20 protein-coding genes are annotated in these 19,674 nt (G+C 32.6%); 8 read left to right on the top strand and 12 right to left on the bottom strand.

Annotated elements, in window-relative coordinates:
* Positions 1–225 precede the first annotated feature (225 nt).
* Positions 226–639 carry a universal stress protein gene (locus ACM591_RS06905; protein ID WP_029377060.1) on the top strand — a complete coding sequence of 138 codons (414 nt, stop codon included), beginning with the start codon at positions 226–228 and terminating at the stop codon, positions 637–639.
* A gap of 77 nt (positions 640–716) precedes the next feature.
* Here the strand turns inward: ACM591_RS06905 and ACM591_RS06900 are convergent, their stop codons facing one another.
* Positions 717–1,406, bottom strand: coding sequence for a metal-dependent hydrolase (locus ACM591_RS06900; protein WP_029377059.1), 690 nt, complete (start codon positions 1,404–1,406; stop codon positions 717–719).
* 209 nt (positions 1,407–1,615) lie between these two features.
* On the opposite strand from ACM591_RS06900, the gene ACM591_RS06895 reads away from it, so the two are divergent.
* Together ACM591_RS06895 and ACM591_RS06890 are read left to right on the top strand one after the other, a co-directional pair.
* Complete coding sequence (locus tag ACM591_RS06895; RefSeq protein ID WP_326026759.1) at positions 1,616–2,668, top strand: Xaa-Pro peptidase family protein; 1,053 nt, start codon at positions 1,616–1,618, stop codon at positions 2,666–2,668.
* The gene (locus ACM591_RS06890; RefSeq protein WP_038678718.1) at positions 2,665–3,294 is read left to right on the top strand and encodes a copper homeostasis protein CutC; all 630 of its coding nucleotides are present in this window, start codon (positions 2,665–2,667) and stop codon (positions 3,292–3,294) included. Before ACM591_RS06895 ends, ACM591_RS06890 begins: the two co-directional genes overlap by 4 nt.
* 106 nt (positions 3,295–3,400) lie before the next feature.
* Here ACM591_RS06890 and ald read toward each other — a convergent pair whose 3' ends face one another.
* On the bottom strand, positions 3,401–4,516 hold the full coding sequence (gene ald / locus ACM591_RS06885) for an alanine dehydrogenase (protein ID WP_069796407.1): 1,116 nt from the start codon (positions 4,514–4,516) through the stop codon (positions 3,401–3,403).
* 142 nt (positions 4,517–4,658) lie between these two features.
* On the opposite strand from ald, the gene ACM591_RS06880 reads away from it, so the two are divergent.
* Both ACM591_RS06880 and ACM591_RS06875 read left to right on the top strand, forming a co-directional pair.
* Positions 4,659–5,162, top strand: coding sequence for a universal stress protein (locus tag ACM591_RS06880; RefSeq protein WP_029377055.1), 504 nt, complete (start codon positions 4,659–4,661; stop codon positions 5,160–5,162).
* A gap of 240 nt (positions 5,163–5,402) precedes the next feature.
* A complete protein-coding gene (locus ACM591_RS06875; protein WP_058625545.1) occupies positions 5,403–6,581 on the top strand; it encodes an esterase-like activity of phytase family protein in 1,179 nt (392 codons plus the stop codon).
* A 112-nt stretch (positions 6,582–6,693) separates the two neighbouring features.
* Here the strand turns inward: ACM591_RS06875 and ACM591_RS06870 are convergent, their stop codons facing one another.
* The 9 genes from ACM591_RS06870 to ezrA all read right to left on the bottom strand — a co-directional run bounded on the left by ACM591_RS06870 (position 6,694) and on the right by ezrA (position 16,549).
* On the bottom strand, positions 6,694–7,893 hold the full coding sequence (locus ACM591_RS06870) for an acetate kinase (protein WP_326026760.1): 1,200 nt from the start codon (positions 7,891–7,893) through the stop codon (positions 6,694–6,696).
* An 85-nt stretch (positions 7,894–7,978) separates the two neighbouring features.
* Positions 7,979–8,926 (bottom strand): class I SAM-dependent methyltransferase, encoded by a 948-nt coding sequence (locus tag ACM591_RS06865; RefSeq protein ID WP_186335606.1) that lies wholly within the window; start codon positions 8,924–8,926, stop codon positions 7,979–7,981.
* A gap of 168 nt (positions 8,927–9,094) precedes the next feature.
* Positions 9,095–9,589 carry a thiol peroxidase gene (gene tpx / locus ACM591_RS06860; protein WP_029377051.1) on the bottom strand — a complete coding sequence of 165 codons (495 nt, stop codon included), beginning with the start codon at positions 9,587–9,589 and terminating at the stop codon, positions 9,095–9,097.
* Positions 9,590–9,680: 91 nt separating this feature from the next.
* The gene (locus ACM591_RS06855) at positions 9,681–10,214 is read right to left on the bottom strand and encodes an RDD family protein (RefSeq protein WP_411847999.1); all 534 of its coding nucleotides are present in this window, start codon (positions 10,212–10,214) and stop codon (positions 9,681–9,683) included.
* A gap of 18 nt (positions 10,215–10,232) precedes the next feature.
* A complete protein-coding gene (gene sppA, locus ACM591_RS06850; protein ID WP_326026762.1) occupies positions 10,233–11,225 on the bottom strand; it encodes a signal peptide peptidase SppA in 993 nt (330 codons plus the stop codon).
* A gap of 280 nt (positions 11,226–11,505) precedes the next feature.
* Positions 11,506–12,279: a sulfite exporter TauE/SafE family protein gene (locus tag ACM591_RS06845; protein WP_029377048.1), complete on the bottom strand. Its 774-nt coding sequence runs from the start codon at positions 12,277–12,279 to the stop codon at positions 11,506–11,508.
* Positions 12,280–12,321: 42 nt separating this feature from the next.
* The gene (thiI, locus tag ACM591_RS06840) at positions 12,322–13,545 is read right to left on the bottom strand and encodes a tRNA uracil 4-sulfurtransferase ThiI (protein WP_038678723.1); all 1,224 of its coding nucleotides are present in this window, start codon (positions 13,543–13,545) and stop codon (positions 12,322–12,324) included.
* Positions 13,542–14,678, bottom strand: a complete 1,137-nt coding sequence (locus ACM591_RS06835) for a cysteine desulfurase family protein (protein ID WP_326026763.1) — start codon at positions 14,676–14,678, stop codon at positions 13,542–13,544. The genes thiI and ACM591_RS06835 overlap by 4 nt, the downstream gene beginning before the upstream one ends.
* A gap of 179 nt (positions 14,679–14,857) precedes the next feature.
* Positions 14,858–16,549 carry a septation ring formation regulator EzrA gene (ezrA, locus tag ACM591_RS06830; protein WP_029377045.1) on the bottom strand — a complete coding sequence of 564 codons (1,692 nt, stop codon included), beginning with the start codon at positions 16,547–16,549 and terminating at the stop codon, positions 14,858–14,860.
* A gap of 224 nt (positions 16,550–16,773) precedes the next feature.
* On the opposite strand from ezrA, the gene ACM591_RS06825 reads away from it, so the two are divergent.
* The 3 genes from ACM591_RS06825 to ACM591_RS06815 all read left to right on the top strand — a co-directional run bounded on the left by ACM591_RS06825 (position 16,774) and on the right by ACM591_RS06815 (position 18,843).
* Positions 16,774–17,238, top strand: coding sequence for a GAF domain-containing protein (locus ACM591_RS06825; RefSeq protein ID WP_029377044.1), 465 nt, complete (start codon positions 16,774–16,776; stop codon positions 17,236–17,238).
* A gap of 255 nt (positions 17,239–17,493) precedes the next feature.
* The gene (gene rpsD, locus ACM591_RS06820; protein WP_017722144.1) at positions 17,494–18,096 is read left to right on the top strand and encodes a 30S ribosomal protein S4; all 603 of its coding nucleotides are present in this window, start codon (positions 17,494–17,496) and stop codon (positions 18,094–18,096) included.
* Positions 18,097–18,330: 234 nt separating this feature from the next.
* Positions 18,331–18,843, top strand: a complete 513-nt coding sequence (locus ACM591_RS06815) for a GNAT family N-acetyltransferase (protein ID WP_326026764.1) — start codon at positions 18,331–18,333, stop codon at positions 18,841–18,843.
* 85 nt (positions 18,844–18,928) lie between these two features.
* Here the strand turns inward: ACM591_RS06815 and ACM591_RS06810 are convergent, their stop codons facing one another.
* Entirely contained in the window at positions 18,929–19,669 is a 741-nt protein-coding gene (locus tag ACM591_RS06810) for a glycerophosphodiester phosphodiesterase (protein WP_081225081.1), read from the bottom strand.
* Positions 19,670–19,674: the final 5 nt, after the last annotated feature.

Genomic DNA, 19,674 nt, shown 5'->3' with positions numbered 1-19,674 from the left:
TCAATAACCTCATTTATTTTGAACAGTTTCTATCATATTATAACTTTTTATAACTGAAAATGCGATGTAACAAACCAAATAAAATAATTTATATTGATTTAAGTAAAAAGATATCCTTAAAATTATATAAAACAGCTTTATTAATAATTTAATATGTTAAATCCAACATTTTAGTTGGCTTTATCAATAAACTTTTATTAGAATGAAGTTAAGGAGGGATGAACAATGTTCAAAAATATTTTACTTGGTGTTGATACAACACTTAAAAATGAAAAAGCACTTGATGAAGTTTCAAAATTAGCAGGAGAAGGTACAAAGGTTACAATTTTAAATGCAATTAGCGAACAGGATGCACAAGCATCAATCAAATCCGGTGTTCATTTAGATAAACTTGTAGAAAAACGTAGCGAAGGTCTCGAGAGTACACGTAATGCTTTAAAAGAATACGGTATTGATTTTGATGAAATTATAGTCCGTGGCAATGCCAAAGAGCAATTAGTCAGAGAAGCTAACAGTGGTAAGTATGAAATTATTGTACTTAGTAACCGAAAAGCCGAAGATAAGAAGAAATTTGTCTTAGGTAGTGTAAGTCATAAGGTTGCTAAAAGAGCACGCATCCCTGTATTAATAGTAAAGTAATTATAAAAAGCCTGAAGTTCTATAAAGTACTTCAGGCTTTTTTTCTCTTTAAAGTGATTTGTATTTTAACTAAGTAGTTAAAATTTCACAGCTTCTCCAGGCTTCAATATTTGAACCTCTCCCGTTGTAACAGCGTCTTTAAAAGCATTGGGATCTTGTTCTATAAGTTCAAATGTATCATAGTGAACTGGCACTGTAATACTTGGTTTAATAAAGGTATTTATTGCATAACTAGCGTCGTCTATACCCATTGTAAAATTATCACCAATAGGAATAAAGCATACATCAACAGGATGACGGTCAGCTATTAATTTCATATCGCTAAACAAACCTGTATCTCCAGTATGATAAATCGTTTTACCTTCAGCCTCTATAACGACTCCCATTGGCATACCTAAATATACTGGCACACCATTATCATCCGTTAAACTTGAACTATGAAACGCTTGTACAAACTTCACGCTTCCGAAGTCTAATTCAGCTTTTCCACCTATATTCATTGGTCTAACATGCTCTACATTATGATATGTAGTCAAATAATCTCCTAATTCCGCAGAGCCAATAACCGTTGCATGGTTTCTATTAGCAAGTTCAATTGTATCGCCAAAATGGTCACCATGACCATGCGTCAAAATGATATAGTCAACTTCCAATGTAGATGCATCTAAATCTGACATACCGTTACCCGTTATAAATGGATCTACGATGACCTTTTTATCATTCGCCTCGAAATATATTGTTGATTGTCCATGAAATGAAAGTTTCATTATTTTAATTCCTCCCATAAATCTATTTACTCTACTTATACCACGATATCACTCTCATATAACACATTTATTAATTTTAAATAGTTACGAAGTATATTTAGTTAGTGTATAAATGAACGAAATATGAATGTTATAATATATAACTTTTGAATTCCTCTATGAAGTGGCATAAAATTGAAATGATCATAATTTTAGGAGGAAGAACAAAAATGAAATTAGAACAGATTACTAAAGAATTACAAACACAACAAGCTGACGCAGCTTGGATTACGACACCACTGAACATATTTTATTTCACAGGTTACTTAAGTGATCCTCACGAACGTTTACTAGCTTTATTAATTAAAGCTAACGGAGAGCAAATTTTATTTTGCCCACAATTAGAAATGGAAGATGTTAAAAATTCGCCGTTTGAAGGAGAAGTTATTGGCTATTTAGATACGGAAAATGGTTTAGATAAATACCCTCTTAAGATTAATAAATTACTTGTTGAAGCGGAACACTTAACACTTCATCGTCAACGAGCGCTTATAGATGCATTTGGAGTTCAACAATTTGGTGATATCGATCAAACAATTAAAGAATTACGAAATGTTAAAAGCGAAAATGAAATCATTACTATTAAAAAGGCGTGTGAACTCGCAGATAAATGTATTGAAATTGGTGTAGCATTTTTAAAAGAAGGTGTCACAGAACGACAAATTGTTAACCATATTGAAAATGAAATTAAAGCTTATGGTGTCAACGAAATGAGTTTCGATACAATGGTATTATTTGGTGATCACGCAGCCTCTCCTCACGGCACTCCAGGCGATCGCCAACTTCAAAAAGATGAGTTTGTTTTATTTGATTTAGGCGTAATTTACGATAATTATTGTAGCGATATGACAAGAACTGTTAGATTTGGCACACCAAGTGATGAAGCACAGGAAATTTACAATATCGTATTAAAAGCAGAACAAGAGGCTATTGCTGCTATAAAACCTGGTGTAACAATTAAAGATGTCGATGATATTGCACGTAATATTATTAGCGATGCTGGTTATGGTGAATATTTCCCTCATAGATTGGGACATGGTTTAGGTTTAGAAGAACATGAATACCAAGATGTTTCTAGTTCAAATACAAATCAATTTGTCGCTGGTATGGTAGTTACAGTAGAACCAGGCATCTATGTACCCGGTGTGGCAGGCGTGCGTATAGAAGACGACATTCTTGTTACCGAGGATGGACATGAAAGCTTGACTGGATATGAGAAATGATCAAAGAAGCAGTAGTTGAAACAATTCAACAAGTTGAACATGCAATCGCTAATGGTGCAAATCGTATAGAACTTTGTGACAACTTAACTGTTGGGGGTACAACGCCAAGTATTGGTATGGTAGAAATCGCTACAGAAATATGTCATGAAAATCACGTTGAAATAGCAGTAATGATACGACCACGTGGCGGAGATTTTGTCTATAATCTATATGATTTTGAAATTATGCAACGTGATATAAAGGCACTAAAAAAATTCAATGTTGATTATTTTGTATTTGGCTGTCTGACGCAAGATGCAGTTTTAAATGAATGGCAAATGAAAACATTAAAACAACTTGCTGATTCTATACCCGTTGTATGTCATATGGCATTCGATGAAATTCATCAGCATGGTCAAATTAAAGCACTACACCAATTAATCAATCTTAAATTCACTAGATTGCTAACGCATGGTGGCCCTAGTAACACTAATATCTTTGATAATTTAAATCATTTAGGTAAATTAGTCGTTAATTCAGGCGGCAACATCGAAATTATGCCTGGAGGCGGATTGAATAAGGATAATTTACATGAACTTCTTGAAGCTTTCCCTTTTCAAGAAGTTCATGGAACAAAAATTGTTTAGATCAATTTAAAACTAATAAAATGATTTTCAATAAAAAACTGGTAAACCCATGATGTGTTAAATCACATTGGTCTTACCAGTTTTTTGTTTATAATTTTTAATATAATTATTTTAATGCACTTTCAATATCGGTGTACGTTAATTTCAAAGCTTCAGCTACGCCTTTATTGGTAAGCTCACCATTGATTGTGTTCAAACCTAACGATAATGCTTGATTATCTTGTAATGCTTTTAAATAACCTTTTCCAGCAAGTTGTTGTGCATAAGGTAGTGTTGCATTATTTAAAGCAATCGTTGATGTACGAGGTACTGCACCAGGCATATTTGCTACTGCATAATGTACAACACCATGTTTCTTATAAGTCGGGTCATCATGTGTAGAAATACGGTCAGTTGTTTCGAATATACCGCCTTGATCGATAGCGATATCAACTATGACTGCACCATCTCTCATTTGTTTAACCATCTCTTCAGTTACAAGGTTAGGAGCCTTAGCGCCAGGAATTAATACTGCACCAATAACTAAATCGCTATCCTTCACACATTGCTCTATATTTAAAGGATTAGACATAATTGTATGTACTCGACCATCAAATAAGTCTTCCAATTCCTGTAATCGTTTTGGATTAACATCTAAAATCGTAACATCTGCACCTAGTCCAAGTGCAATTTTTGCTGCATTTGTACCTGCTTGACCCCCACCGATAATTGATACGCGTCCTTTTGAAACACCCGGTACGCCGCCAAGAAGTATACCCATGCCACCTTTATATTTTTGTAAAAATTCAGCTCCAATTTGAGCAGACATACGTCCTGCTACTTCACTCATTGGCGTTAACAACGGTAACGAACGATCTGGCAATTGCACAGTTTCATATGCAATACCAACAACTTTACTATCTAATAAAGCTTGAGTTAACGCTGGTTCGTTTGCTAAATGTAAATAAGTAAATAAAATTAAACCTTCTTTAAAATATTGGAACTCTTCTGCTAATGGTTCTTTAACTTTCATCACCATATCTACGTTCCAAACTTCTACTTGTTCGTTAACAATTTTTGCCCCTGCTGCAGTGTAGTCCACGTCTTCAAAATATGAACCCAAACCTGCAGATTTTTCAACAATAACAGTGTGACCTTGTTCAACAAGTGCATGTACACCACTCGGCGACAAACTCACTCTATTCTCGTTATTTTTAATCTCTTTAGGAATACCTATAATCATTTCATCCACCTCCAAATTTATAGTAACGTGTATCCAATGAAAGCGCAATCAAAGTTTAGGGTAGTTTTACAACATGCAAATTGTGTTAATATTCTGTAAACGGTGGTATAATATAAGTAAGAAAAATAAGGAGGTAATTATGATGCTAACTTATAAAAATATTTTAATAGCAGTCGATGGATCACATGAGGCAGAGTGGGCATTTAACAAGGCTGTAGACGTAGCAAAACGTAACGATTCTAAACTTACTGTTGTAAATGTTATTGATTCAAGAACATATTCTTCATACGAAGTGTATGATGCACAATTCACTGAGAAATCTAAAAATTTCTCTGAAGATTTGCTAAAAGGTTATAAAGAAGTCGCTACAAATGCTGGTGTAACTGATGTTGAAACACGCTTAGAATTCGGTTCACCAAAAGCAATTATTCCTAAAAAATTAGCCACTGATGTAGACGCAGATTTAATTATGTGTGGTACGTCTGGTTTAAACGCAGTAGAAAGATTCATTGTTGGTTCTGTATCTGAGGCAATTGTACGCCATTCTCCTTGTGATGTATTAGTTGTACGTACAGAAGAACTTCCTGAAGACTTCCAACCACAAGTTGCTACTGATGAATTTAGATCTCAATATCAAGCCCGTTAATTCGATACAAATTGTAAATGATATCATTTACTTATAAACACAATAAGGTTAAAAGCAGGATAATTTGTTCACAAAAGCTGGACGTTTTATCCTGCTTTTTATGGATTAACTGATAAGTACTACATAACTAATATTTTTGATAACCCTCACATTTACAACATTGTTACTCTAAATTTAAGTATTCTTCATAATCATAACTTATGCTTTAATTAGCAAACGTATGAAAGGAGCACAACAGTTATGCAACAAGTCACAAAAATCATCTTCATATCATTACTGACAATTGTAATGGTAAGTATGATTTCACTTAATGTCTTCGCCACAAGTGAAAAGGAAGTTACACCACACTCCCGTCACGTAGACAAGCTTAAACTAATAGATAGTAAAACGATACCACATGATCAAACCTATAATAAAACTAAAGTCGGGGGTATATCAGGTATTACATATAATCCAAAATCTAATAAGTGGTATTTACTTAGTGACGATCGTTCGGAAAATAGCCCTTCCAGATTTTATGAAGCCAATTTAAATTATAACCATCGTCAGTTTAATAACATAAACATTAAAAATGTTAGCACCTTAAAACAACCAAATGGAAATAATTATATAAATAAAAATCAATTTAATAACGATTCAAAGAATATCGTGGCAGACCCAGAATCAATCCGTTTTGATCCTTGGACTAACAGTATCTTATATACAAGTGAAGGTGATCGAAATTTAGGATTAAATCCATTTATCCGCTTCAGTGATTCAAACGGTAATTTCATTTCTGAGTTGCCTATTAATGAAACATTAAAAATGGATACTCAATCAAAAAAAGGATTTCGTAATAACCTAGCCATTGAAGGAAGTACTTTTTCAGTTGACGGAACATCTATATGGACATCTATGGAAGCGCCAGTAATACAAGATGGACCTGTTCCTACAGCTAATTCAGGCGCCCTATCACGTATTACACAATATGATCGCCGAGGTAATATATTAGCAGAGTATGCCTACCCAATCGATTCAGTACCACATGTAGGAGACAACGCTAAAACAGCTGAAAACGGTGTTTCCGAGATGTTAGCAATTAATGAGCATGAATTTTTAACATTAGAAAGAGCTAGTGTTCAGTCATCAGATGGTTCATTTAGAAACTATGTACGTATTTATAAAATAGATGTTAATCATGCCTCTGATATTAAAGACGCAAGTACTTTACAGAATGCTCAAGTAACACCTGTTAACAAGAAATTGGTTGCTAATTTAAACGCCGAACAATTAGATAAAGTAGATAATGTCGAAGGAATGACGTTTGGAAAAAAATTAGCAAATGGTAATGATTCCCTTGTAGTCGCATCAGATAATAACTTCAACAAATCACAAATCTCACAATTCATCGTATTTGAAGTAGTAAACAACGAAACATAATTTTTTATCACTTTAATATATTATCATTCATAAAAAGCACCACAGTAATCTCATGCTATGCATAAGGTTACCGTGGTGCTTTGAATTTGCTTCTAATATTTTATTTTAAATATTATTTAACGTCACCAAATTCTACTACGTCACGTGCAATCATAACTTCTTCATTTGTTGGGATAACAATTACTTTAACTGGTGAATGTGGGTAGTTAATAAATCCTTCTTCACCATGAATTGCTTCATTCTTCTTAGCATCCCAATAAACACCCATAAATTCTAGGCCTTCTAATACTTTTGCTCTAACTGGATCTGAGTTTTCACCAACACCAGCTGTAAATACAATCACATCTACACCATGCATACGTGTTGCGTATGAACCAATGTATTTATGAATACGAGAAGCAAATACATCAAGTGCTAATTGCGCTCTTTCTTTGCCTTCTTTAGCTTCATCAATAATATCTCTTAAATCACTAGAAGTACCTGAAATACCTAATAATCCAGATTCTTTATTTAAAGTGTTTAAGACTTCTTCAGCATTTTTACCAGTTTTCTCCATAATGAATGGAATTAATGCTGGGTCAATGTTACCTGAGCGAGTACCCATTGTCACACCTGCTAATGGCGTGAAGCCCATAGAAGTATCTACAGATTCACCGCCATCAATTGCGGCAATTGACGCACCATTACCAATATGACATGAAATAATACGTAACTCTTCGATAGGTTTACCTAGTATTTCTGAAGCACGTTGAGATACGTATTTATGGCTCGTACCATGGAAACCATATTTACGAATGCCGAAATCTTCGTAATATTGATACGGTAAGCTATATAAATAAGATTTTTCTGGCATTGTTTGATGGAATGAAGTATCAAACACAGCAACGTGAGGTATCTCAGGAAGTAATTTGCGGAATGCACGAATTCCCATTAAATTAGCAGGGTTGTGCAATGGTGCAAGCTCGCTTAGTGATTCAATTTGTTTTTCAACTTTATCATCTACGTAAGTTGATGATGGGAAGATTTCCCCACCATGAACGACACGATGGCCAGTACCATCGATGTCATAAATGCTTTCAATAATACCATGTTCTTTAAAACTCTCTAACATAATATTAACTGCATCTTCATGATTATCGATATCTTTTGTTTCAGTTACTTTTTCCCCATTCACTTCAATAGTGAAAATAGAATTTTTTAACCCAATACGTTCAATAAGTCCCTTAGTTACAATTTTCTCTTCCGGCATTTCAATAAGTTGAAATTTCAAAGATGAACTACCAGCGTTAATGGCCAAAATTAATTTTGACATAAGCATAATGCCTCCATTTTTTTAAGTTTTTAATATCCATATCTATTTAATCATTAATACAGTTCAAATACAAGAATATTACAGCTTAATTTTCAGGGTGATTTTCTTGCATCCACGCATTTAGATCTTGTAGAAATCCTTGAAATTGTTGTGGGCTTTTGAAATCAGGAATATTGGCTAGTAAAACTTCTACAGATTTGGTTACATTCGTTTCTTTTTTCTGTAATACAAGTATAGATTTACGTGCTTTTTCATTTTTAAACAAAGTCACCGGTAAATTTAAAAAGGCTTGCATTTCTGTTTCTGTAGCAATGAAATTTTGTAACTGTTTCACATTTTCGCCTTCAAAAATATTGCTTGGCACAACTAAAAATGCATAACCAGATGGTTTCATTGCTGTGATAGCTTGTTCGATGAGTAAGAAATGTGAATAACTATGTCCTTCTGCAAAACCAAGCGCCATTTCTTTACTTCTATCATCTACTGGATAATATCCAATCGGTAGATCACCAATAACAACGTCAGCATCTTCAAATGGTAATGGCATAATCGCATCTTGTGGATATACGTCAAATGGTATTTCTAAGAAATTGGCTAAATGCACACTCACTCTAGATAATACTGGATCAACTTCTACTAAATGATGCATTAATGTATGCTCTGAAAGCACCTCATGCACAGAGGCACTTAAATGCCCTGCTCCACTAGCAAGATCAGCGATATGCATCTCTTCACTATTCTTCAAGAAACGCTCAGATAGAAAACCTAGGATAAGACCAATAGAGTCTGGTGTAATTTGATGATTCGCTTGTATATCTTCATTTTGCATCAAACTTAAATAAGCAAACTGAAATGCTTTTCTTCTATCTTGCAAAGTAGCTTGTTCTAACAAGTCTCTTTTATTCGTATAAACATGCTCCATTGCAAGTCCTAAATTCTCAATAAAACTTTGCCCATTATCTTCATTTAACGATTTAGCTTTTTCATCTAATGTCTGGAATAACTTCTCCATTACTGTTTCTTCTTGTGTCATTTAATAGTCCTTTCTAAAAAAACTGTCCATAATTTAATTGAAATCAAGTTAGTTTCAGCTAACTTATTTTACCAAATAATTATGGACAGTAAATTTTATAATGTCAATGATACTGTTTCTCTGCGTAACAATATTTTAACATATGATATTTTATTAAAACTAATCGAATTAAATACTACGGTAGGCTTCTAAAGCAGCATCAAAATCAGGAAAATCTGTACCTTCTGAAACAATTTCAGTATATACAACTTTATTATTTTTATCTAAGACGAAAACTGAACGTGCAAGTAAACGTAATTCTTCCATTACAACGCCATAGTTTTTGCCAAAAGATAAATCTTTATGATCACTTAATGTAATAACATTATCTAACCCATTTGAGGCACACCATCTTTTTTGTGCAAATGGTAAATCAACAGAAACAGTTAATACAACGCCGTCTTCTTTTGAAGCTTCTTCATTGAATTTACGTGTTTGTTGATCGCAAACTCCAGTATCTATAGATGGTACAACACTAATAAGTTTTTTTTGACCATCGTAAGTTGATAAGTTTACTTCATTTAAATCATTATCTAATACAGCAAAATCCGGTGCAATTTCTCCTTTTTTCACTTGTGAACCTAATAAAGTAATTGGATCTTGCTTGAATGTAATTTGCGCCATTAGAACGCCTCCTAAATTAAATGTGTTTACTCTGTAATTATAACTGTTTGTGTTTCTGAAATAAACTATTCAACTTATAAATTGTGTTAAACTACTTCAAATAAAACAATTTATCTAATTTATTTTTTATAACGACTGTATCTGCAAAATAATCGTGAATACCTCTATGCTTATTCGTAAATATAACTACCAAATATGGTAAATTCATAAACACACCACTGATAATACGTCCTATCCACTCTCTAATTAATACATCAGGCCAAGTCAAACGTTGTCTGTCTAAACGTTCAACTCTTATATTACATATCATTTTCCCTAACGTTTGCTTAAAATACTTCGTAAGTAGTAAAAAATACAAGTAAAATACTAATGCATTTAACAAGTGTCCAACACTAAAATAATCAATCCACAACTTCATAGAATCAATATTTGTAAAATGATAAATAGGTTTCAAAATAAGACTCTCTATGCCAAAAATAATCAGCAAATCTATAATAAATGCACAAAATCTTAACCCAAACCCTACATATAACGCTTTCGCTATTTGTTCATGGTAAAGATCGCTTGTTTCGACTCGCTTGCTGTCACTATTAATTTTCTCTTCATCACTATATTTAGTTTGCATATTATCCATAAGTCACACCTAACCTTCGTATAGATACATAGGTTCAGTTTTAGTATCATTACTTATTATTGATTTGATATCTTTAAAACTATCTGTAAACTGAGAAACACTCATTTTCATATCTGAAAATGAAGAGAAGAACCCTCCACCTTCTGTATATTCAAATACTTCAGCATCTTTAGATTTGATATCTTTCTGTAAAGCTTTTATAGTCTTATCTTCATAACCAATTTCATCAATTAGACCGTTACTTTTTGCTTGTTGTGCACTGTATATACGGCCATCAGCCAACTTCCTAACTTTACTTTCCGGCATATCTCTACCCTCTTTGACTATGTTTACAAAACGATCAAAGCTATCATCTAATACAGATTGTAAGATACTTCTTTCTTCTGAAGTCATCTCTCTTGAACTACTTAAAATATCTTTATGATCACCAGATTTAATCACATTTTCTTCTATCCCTAAATTCTTTTGTAATTCAGAATAATCGACGCTAGACATAATTACGCCAATCGAACCTGTCATCGATTGTGGTCCTGCATAAATTTTATCGGCAGGTGCTGAAATATAGTAGCCACCTGATGCTGCCATAGATTCCATATGTACATAGACTTTTTTATTCTTCTGTTTAATCTCTTTTATTTTTTCGTATATTTCATCGCTTGGGTATGTTCCTCCACCAGGTGTATTGACCGTTAATAACATCCCTTTAATAGAGTCATCTTTTTTCACGTTATCTAACTGCTTAAGAAAAGACTCATGATCATAGCCACTTCCACCGAATAATCCACCGCCCGTGCCTTCAGCGATTTCTCCATTTAATGTTAAATGTGCAATACGTTTGCTAGAATTCCCTTCTTTTTCTATTTTTTCTGTAAAAGGATCCATCGCAGTAGAAGACGAATCATTAAACATTGTAGTAACAAAAGCTGATATTGAACTCATGACAATACCACTAAGCACTATAACAACTGCAATTATCATAGCAATAATGCGTTTTTTCGACATTTAATCGTCACTCCTATATCTTAATAATCTTGTTATCTCACGCTTAATTTAAACATAATTAATTCATTAATGCATACCTTTTCACCAATCAATTGAAAACAAGGCAGAACAGAAATCATAAACATAAAGTTGATTTCAGTGTTCTGCCTTGTCATACGGTGAATATAAAGTTTTCAACAATTAATTTAAAGAAATATGTATTACATTTATTAATGTTTCTACTTCATAACTGCTAAACTCACATTTTATCAATGTATTAGTTTTATTAATTTAGATTCTTTTATATTAATTGCATGATATAGTCATATGTATTTTTCAAAATCAAAATTGCAGTAACAATAATGAATAAGCCTTTAACATAACCAACGCCCTTTTTAATAGCAAACATAGCTCCGATATAAGACCCGCAAATCATACTTGCTGCCATAATAAAGCCATAAAAATAATCTACTTGGTCTAAAAAGATAAAAAGAATTAATGCGCCTAAGTTAGATGCAAAATTCAGTACTTTTGCATTCCCTGCTGCGCCTAAAAAATCAAAACCAAACATCAATAATATAAATAGCATAAACGACCCAGTACCACCACCAAGGAAACCGTCATATAGACCAATTAACCCCATTAAAGATGTAAATAGAATCGCTTTAGGTATTGTTAATTTTGTGAAAGTTCGTACATTACCCCAATTTTTCTTCATAATCGTATAAATCATCACAACTGTTAATACGACAATTACGACAGGTTTTAATAATTGGGAAGGCAAGAACGTTGCAATACTGGCCCCGCCCATTGCCATAATAAATACAATCGGAAATAATTTTCCTACAATTTTTAAATCTACATTGCCTGACCGTAAAAATCGAAATGCACTTGTCATAGAGCCAAATGCACTTGCTAATTTATTTGTACCTAAGGCCATAGACGGTGGCATTCCAACTGCCAGCAGTGCAGGAATAGAAATTAAGCCGCCGCCTCCAACAACAGCATCTATAAATGCTGCCAAAAAGCCTAAAAGAATAATGATGATTACGATAGATATGTCCCATTCTAACACCCCATCACGCCCCTTGTTTATTTAAATATTTGCTTTTTTAAATTAAAATAAATCTTCAGCTAGCGCTTGTGTAGCTGAATCTTTTTCACTTTGGTAATCACTTGTAATATATAATGTCTCAATTTCATCTGCAGCCTGCTGCACAAGTGGTTCAAAATCATATCCACCTTCATATTTCTCCACTTTTTCTAATTCCGGTTCAGTAACTGGATTTTTAGGAGTGAAAATTGTACAACAATCCTCAAATGGTTGGATAGATACATCAAATGTCCCTATATCTTTAGCCTTTTTAACAATATCTTCTTTATCTAAAGTCAGTAAAGGACGTAATATTGGTGTAGATGTAACATGATTTATTGCATACATACTTTTTAGCGTTTGACTTGCAACTTGGCCTAAATTCTCGCCATTTACAATCGCATGCGCACCAATCTCATGTACAACTTTATCAGCTACACGCATCATCATACGACGTGTTGTAGTCATAGTATAACGTTCATGAACTTCTTTGTTTACCTGTTTTTGTAGTGCTGTAAATGGCACGATGTGTAATTTAATTGGTCCAACATGTTCTGATAAAATTCTCGTCAGTTCGATTACCTTTTCTTTTGCTTTTTCACTTGTAAATGGTGGACTATGGAAATGTATGGCTTCTACCGTAACGCCTCTGCGCATAACTTCTATACCAGCAACTGGAGAATCAATACCTCCAGATAACATTAATAAAGTTTTACCTCCAGTGCCAACTGGTAATCCGCCAGAGCCTGCAATTACTTGATCATACATGTAAATGGCATCTAAACGCACTTCTACTTTAATCACATGATCAGGATTGTGTACATCTACACCTAAATGATCCGTTTCGCTTAATACAGCTCCACCTAAAGTTCTTTGCAATTCATATGTGTCATAAGGGAAATTTTTATCCGAACGTTTTACATCAATTTTAAAAGTGTCATCTTGTGCATACTCTTTCGCAAATCGAACAGCTAACTCTTTAGCCGCTTCCACTGTTTTATCAATTTTTAATACAGGGCTTATTGAATAAATACCAAAGACTTTTTTTAATCTGTTGCACATTTCTTCAATATCTGCACCTTCCGCTAATTCTATATACATTCTATCTCTATTTGCCTTCACCGTGTATCCCTGTAACGGCATCAAAGAACGCTTTACATTTGAACGTAATTTGTTCACAAATATTTTACGGTTAGCTCCTTTTAAAGTTAACTCCCCGTATCTAACCAATATATGATCGTATATCATACTAATAACTCCCTCACTTCTTCATAAACTAATTTAAATTTTTCTTTAAACCCTTGTATATCTTCTAATGTAGTATGACTTCCCATAGAAATACGAATACTACCTTCAATTTGTTTCACTGGTATATTCATTGCCGATAACACTTCATTAAGACTTGCTTTTTTAGATGAACAAGCACTTGTTGTCGATAACATAATGTCATTTTTAGAAAATGCATTTACCAAAACTTCTCCTTTAACCCCTGGTAAACCAATATTTAGTATATAAGGTACACCTTCTTGTGGTGAATTAATCTTTACACCCGTAAAGTTAGTTAAGAATTGACTAAGTTCATCATGAAAGCGACGTAATTGACTATTTAATGTGGCCGTTTGATTTACGGCTGCTTTCATCGCTTTTACAATTGCAATATTCATCGGCAAGTTCACCGTGCCACTTCTCACGCCATATTCTTGACCTCCGCCATGTACAATAGGTTCTAATTGATGAATATTACGAGTAAAGAGTACACCTTGCCCTTTTAATCCATTAAATTTATGTCCACTTAAACTTAGTGTATCTACACCGTCAAATATTAACGGTATTTTTCCCAAAGCTTGTACTGCATCTACATGTAAATGTGCTTTAGGATATTGATGAACAATCTTAGCAACCTCTTTAATAGGTTGTATTTGCCCCATTATATTATTAACATGCATACAAGTTACTAGTCCGACATTGTCTGTCATTAACGTTTCTAAATGTTCCAAATCTATTTGTCCATTATCTAAAATATTCACGTATTTAATAATAAAACCTTTTGTTTCAAGCGAGCGGACTACTTCTAAAACTGAAGGATGTTCTAACACAGAAGTAATGATTTCGTTAGCAAATGCTTTTTTCTTATATGCAATGCCTTTAATTGCTATATTATTACTTTCAGTAGCACCACTTGTATAGATAATATCAAATGATTGCTTTAAATTAAACAAGTCTTTAATTTGTTGCTTTGATTGTTTTAGTAATTGCTCTGCCTGTAATCCAGCTTGGTGTGGGCTGTTAGGGTTAAAATATAGTGACTGATTCACTTTAACAAAGGTATCTAATACATCAGAATTAGGCTTTGTTGTCGCAGCATTATCTAAGTATATCACCGCGTTCACTCCATTCATTATATATATTATAAACTATCTTATGTTTAGTTTAGCTTTTCTTCACATACTCTTTTTAAGTTTTCCCTTTTGCATTATACTCGCTTTTACTAAAAAGAAAAGACACGAAATGTTAAATCATTTCGTGTCAACTTACTATATAATATGAGTTTTAACCAAACTTAACCGATAATTTTTGATTCAATTTGCTTTGTAACACCAGGCTCTACGCTTTCTAAAGCTTGCTCAGAAATTTCAATTGAACGTTTATAACGGTTATTTTTAAAGAGACGTTCTGCTTCGTTTAAGCTCTTATCTATATTCGAACTGTCTTTACGATAACGATTACCGTATTCAATTAATTTTTCGGCATAAACAGCATTTACAAGTACATCAGTAGCTTCATCTTCAAATTTATTCATTTGTAGTACTACTTTAGAAACTTTATCTTTTAGCTGTTTAACATGTATTGGACGTACGCTGAATTTTTTATTCACTTCTCTTACTTCGTAATCAATTTCATTTTTCATGATAATAAAGCGCTCTGGTACACTAGGTAAATTTGAAGCAAGTAACTTTCTATACACTTCTTCTTTTTTACTTTGTACACGTAAAATATTGTCTTCTGCTTCTGCTTCATCTTCACGCAATTGAATTAAATGATTTTGTAATTTTTCTTGTTTCTCATTGATAACATCAACATGTTCTTCAATATATTTCAAGTTATCTTGAACTTCACTATACCTTACTGCTGATTTTGACATTTCCTTAAGAATATCATCATATACAGCAATCATATTTTGAATTTCATTTTCAAACTGTCTTACATTTTGAACATCGCTTTCATTAATATAATAATTTTCACGAACATATTCAATTTCAGTTTGTAATGTATAATTCATTTCTTTTGCTCTAAATAAATTATCAGTAATAACTTCTTTTGTTTCTTCCACTTCATTTTTAGCTGTCACTTCATGTTCAATTAAATCATACATCTCATCTAATCGATCATTAATACTATTAAGTTTTTCATTTGCTTCATCAAGCTCTAATCTACTAATCATCGGTTCAACAAAACTAAGTTCCGTCTTCAATGTTTGTAGCGTGCTGTCAATCTTAACATGATCTAAATCGTAACCTTCAACTTTCAGATCTCTGCAACCATATTTAAGATCTTGAAATTGTCCAGGCAATTCTTTTTGGGCTTCTCTAATTAAGTCAGGAATTTCATCCATATCTTTTTTCAAATAATTCATATCATCATTTAAAGTTTTAATATGTTCGTGTGCTTGATTATAGTTACCTTCTGTTTTTAAAGTTTCGTATGTTTCCATTTCAGGTACAAACGATTCAATTTCTTGTTCAAGTGGCGCAGCTGCTTCACCAAATTGATGTCTATTTGCTAATACATCACGTTTCATTTCACGATAATCAGTTGTACATTCCTCGTATAAATGATCGCTTTCTTTATGTAGTCCTATAATATTTTCTACTTTTGTAGTAAGTTCATTATAGTTCGCTTCATATTGATCCATCATTTCGTGGGCTTCATCCACTTCTGTTTGCGCTTGTGAAAACTTAAATTTATCTAATAAGCCTTCTGCGTTATGAATTTTTTCTTCTACTGGTACTAAATATTGGTTTTTACTATCTAATGATGATTGTTTTAAATTGTTATAGGTAGATTTTGTTTCACCAGTTAAATTTAACTCAGATAATTGAGATAAACTTTCATCATAAGGTAATTGTTCTACTTTTACTTTGCGTTCTTCTGCCTTTTCAATAATTTGGCTTTTGTTTGAACGCATATAGAACAATACACCAACAATAATCAGTATAATGACAATAATTGCTAAAATGATATACAATACCATACGTTTTCTCCTCCTATTTTATCACTATTTATTATAACGTAATTTACCTATGTATTAAAAGAGAAAATGAATTTATTCATATGAATATCTCAATATTTTCATTAAATTCATCTCTAGTAATTATATGTATAAAGTTATTTTAAAAAAGCCCTTACAAATCATTTGTTTGATTACTATTAAAACAGTCTTTATACTAAATGAAAAGTAAAAAGTGAGGTTTTTATATGTCAGAGGTTAAAGAAACTAATTATAATTTATTAGAAAAGCAAGTTTCTAGTTTAATAGAAGATGAATCAAATTTAATTGCCATACTCAGTAATGTGTCCGCTTTATTAAACGATTCTTTAGACCAAGTCAATTGGGTTGGTTTTTATTTAATAGAAAATAATGAATTAATTTTAGGCCCCTTCCAAGGTCATCCGGCGTGTGTGCACATTGCAATAGGTAGTGGTGTATGCGGTACTGCAGTAGCTCAAGATGAAACACAGTTAGTTGCAGATGTTCATGCCTTTCCAGGTCATATTGCTTGTGATGCTAACAGCAAATCAGAAATTGTAGTTCCTATTCATCAAAATGAACAAATAATTGGAGTATTAGATATCGATGCGCCAATCACAAATCGTTTTTCAGAAGCTGATAAGATTGCATTAGAAAATATCGTGAAAATAATTGAAAATCAAATCGCATAAGAGTAAATGACAATTACTTATCATTAAATTCCTCATTAGTTGTTGACAGTTAGTAATATCATGATACAATGTACTTTGTGTGAATAAACGAAATTAGCAGTTGTATATTATTTGGCCCTATGTTGTTCCCAACGCGGACGTGCCGTGTAACCGTAGCTATGAGGCGAGGACACATAAAACAATATATCCAAATAAGCATGCAACACTCTTTTTTGTTTTTTCATAACAACAAAAAAGAAAAAGGAGGAGTCTATTATGGCTCGATTTAGAGGTTCGAACTGGAAAAAATCACGTCGTTTAGGTATCTCATTAAGTGGTACTGGTAAAGAATTAGAGAAGCGTCCATACGCACCAGGTCAACATGGTCCTAACCAACGTAAAAAATTATCAGAATATGCATTACAATTACGTGAGAAACAAAAGTTACGTTATTTATATGGAATGACTGAAAGACAATTCCGTAACACTTTTGAAACTGCTGGTAACCAACACGGTGTCCACGGTGAAAACTTCATGCAATTATTAGCTGCTCGTTTAGATGCAGTTGTATATTCATTAGGTTTAGCACGTACACGTCGTCAAGCTCGTCAAATCGTTAACCACGGTCACATCGAAGTTGATGGTAAACGTGTTGATATCCCATCATACACTTTAAAACCTGGTCAAGAAATCTCAGTACGCGAAAAATCTTTAAAATTAGATATCATCGCTGAATCAGTTGAGATTAACAACTTTGTACCAGATTATTTAGAATTTGATGCAGACAACTTAAAAGGTAAATATATCCGCGTTCCAGAACGTAGTGAATTACCTGCTGAAATCAACGAACAACTTATCGTTGAGTACTACTCAAGATAAGCGTGATTATTTCGAACCAAGAAATCTTAATGATTTCTTGGTTTTTTATTGCCTTCTTTTAATCTTTAACACCTCTCTCCCCTATTGTATTATCATGCTTACAAGCATGGAGTAAACTTTTTTATTATATTTGTTATATAGTAAAAATATATAAACCGTTTATAATTACATCATGATTTACAATCTTACTTTATTTGAGTATGATGAGCATATAGAATTAAAGGAGTGTATATTTTGATTATTAGAGCATTAGAAGAAACCGACCTAGAATTTGTACATCACTTAAATAATGAATATTCAATTATGTCCTATTGGTTTGAAGAACCTTATCAATCATTAAGCGAACTACAATCATTATATAAAAAACATCTATTGGATGAATCTGAACGCCGTTTCATCATAGAAGATGACAATATTCGAATCGGAGTCGTAGAACTAGTAGAAATTAACTTTGTACACAGTAATTGTGAGATTCAAATTATTGTTGATCCTCAATATAGTGGCCAAGGATATGCAAAAGATGCATTTAAAAAAGCAATTGATTATGCATTTTTAGTGTTGAACTTGCATAAGATTTATCTTTTTGTAGATGTTCAAAATGAAAAAGCAGTTCATATCTATAAAAGCCAAAATTTTGTTATCGAAGGTACATTACAAGAACACTTTTATACTCGAGGAAAATATAGTAATTGTCATATCATGGGTTTATTTAAAAAGAATTGGATTAACACTCATGAAAATAGTTAATCATTATCAACCCATGCAACTATAGTTGAAATTAAAATATGTGAACTTTGTTAAAATCAATTCATTTACAAAGTTCACATATTTTTTATATTAATTTTATCGGATTATCAGAAATCAAACCATCAACGCCTAACATAATTAACTTATTAGCAATGGTTGCTTCATTAACAGTATATGGCATAACCGATAGTTCCAAGCTATGGGCAGCAGTCATAAATTTATGATTTACTAAAGAATAATGTGGATTTACATAATCTGCATATACTGCAATTTTGTCGAAATTCGGCATTTTATACCAGTATTTCTTTTTGCTAATTAAAACACCAAGCTTAAACCCTACTCCCATTTCGTAGAGATTACGAATACATTGTTGATCAAAAGATTGTATAATTACTTTTCCTTCTGGTATATCATGTTTTTTTAGCATATCTATTAATTGTTGCCCAATACCAGGATAAAAATGTGGTTGCTTAATTTCAATTAAAAGCTTTTGTGGGTAATTTTTAATTAATACCAACACTTCTTCTAACGTCATCATATGTTGTCCTTTAAATTTTATATGCTTTGTCACACCATAATCAAATTGCATTAATAAATTTAAACTATGGTCTTTTACTTTACCTTTACCATTAGACGTACGATTAATGGTGTCATCATGTATCACAACTAAGTAATTATCCTTTGTTCTATGTATATCTATCTCAAGCATATCTATATTACTTTCTAATGCTGGTTCAAAAGCTGCTCGTGTATTTTCTGGAAAATCAGTTGAAAATCCACGATGCGCAATCAACATTACTCTACTATCTTCTAAATAGTTATACATTGTTA

Source organism: Staphylococcus sp. Ze2, from assembly GCF_048568365.1.
GTDB classification, from domain to species: Bacteria; Bacillota; Bacilli; order Staphylococcales; family Staphylococcaceae; genus Staphylococcus; species Staphylococcus xylosus.
Note: the sequence above shows the minus strand (reverse complement) of the source record. Positions and strands in the feature narration are given on the sequence as shown.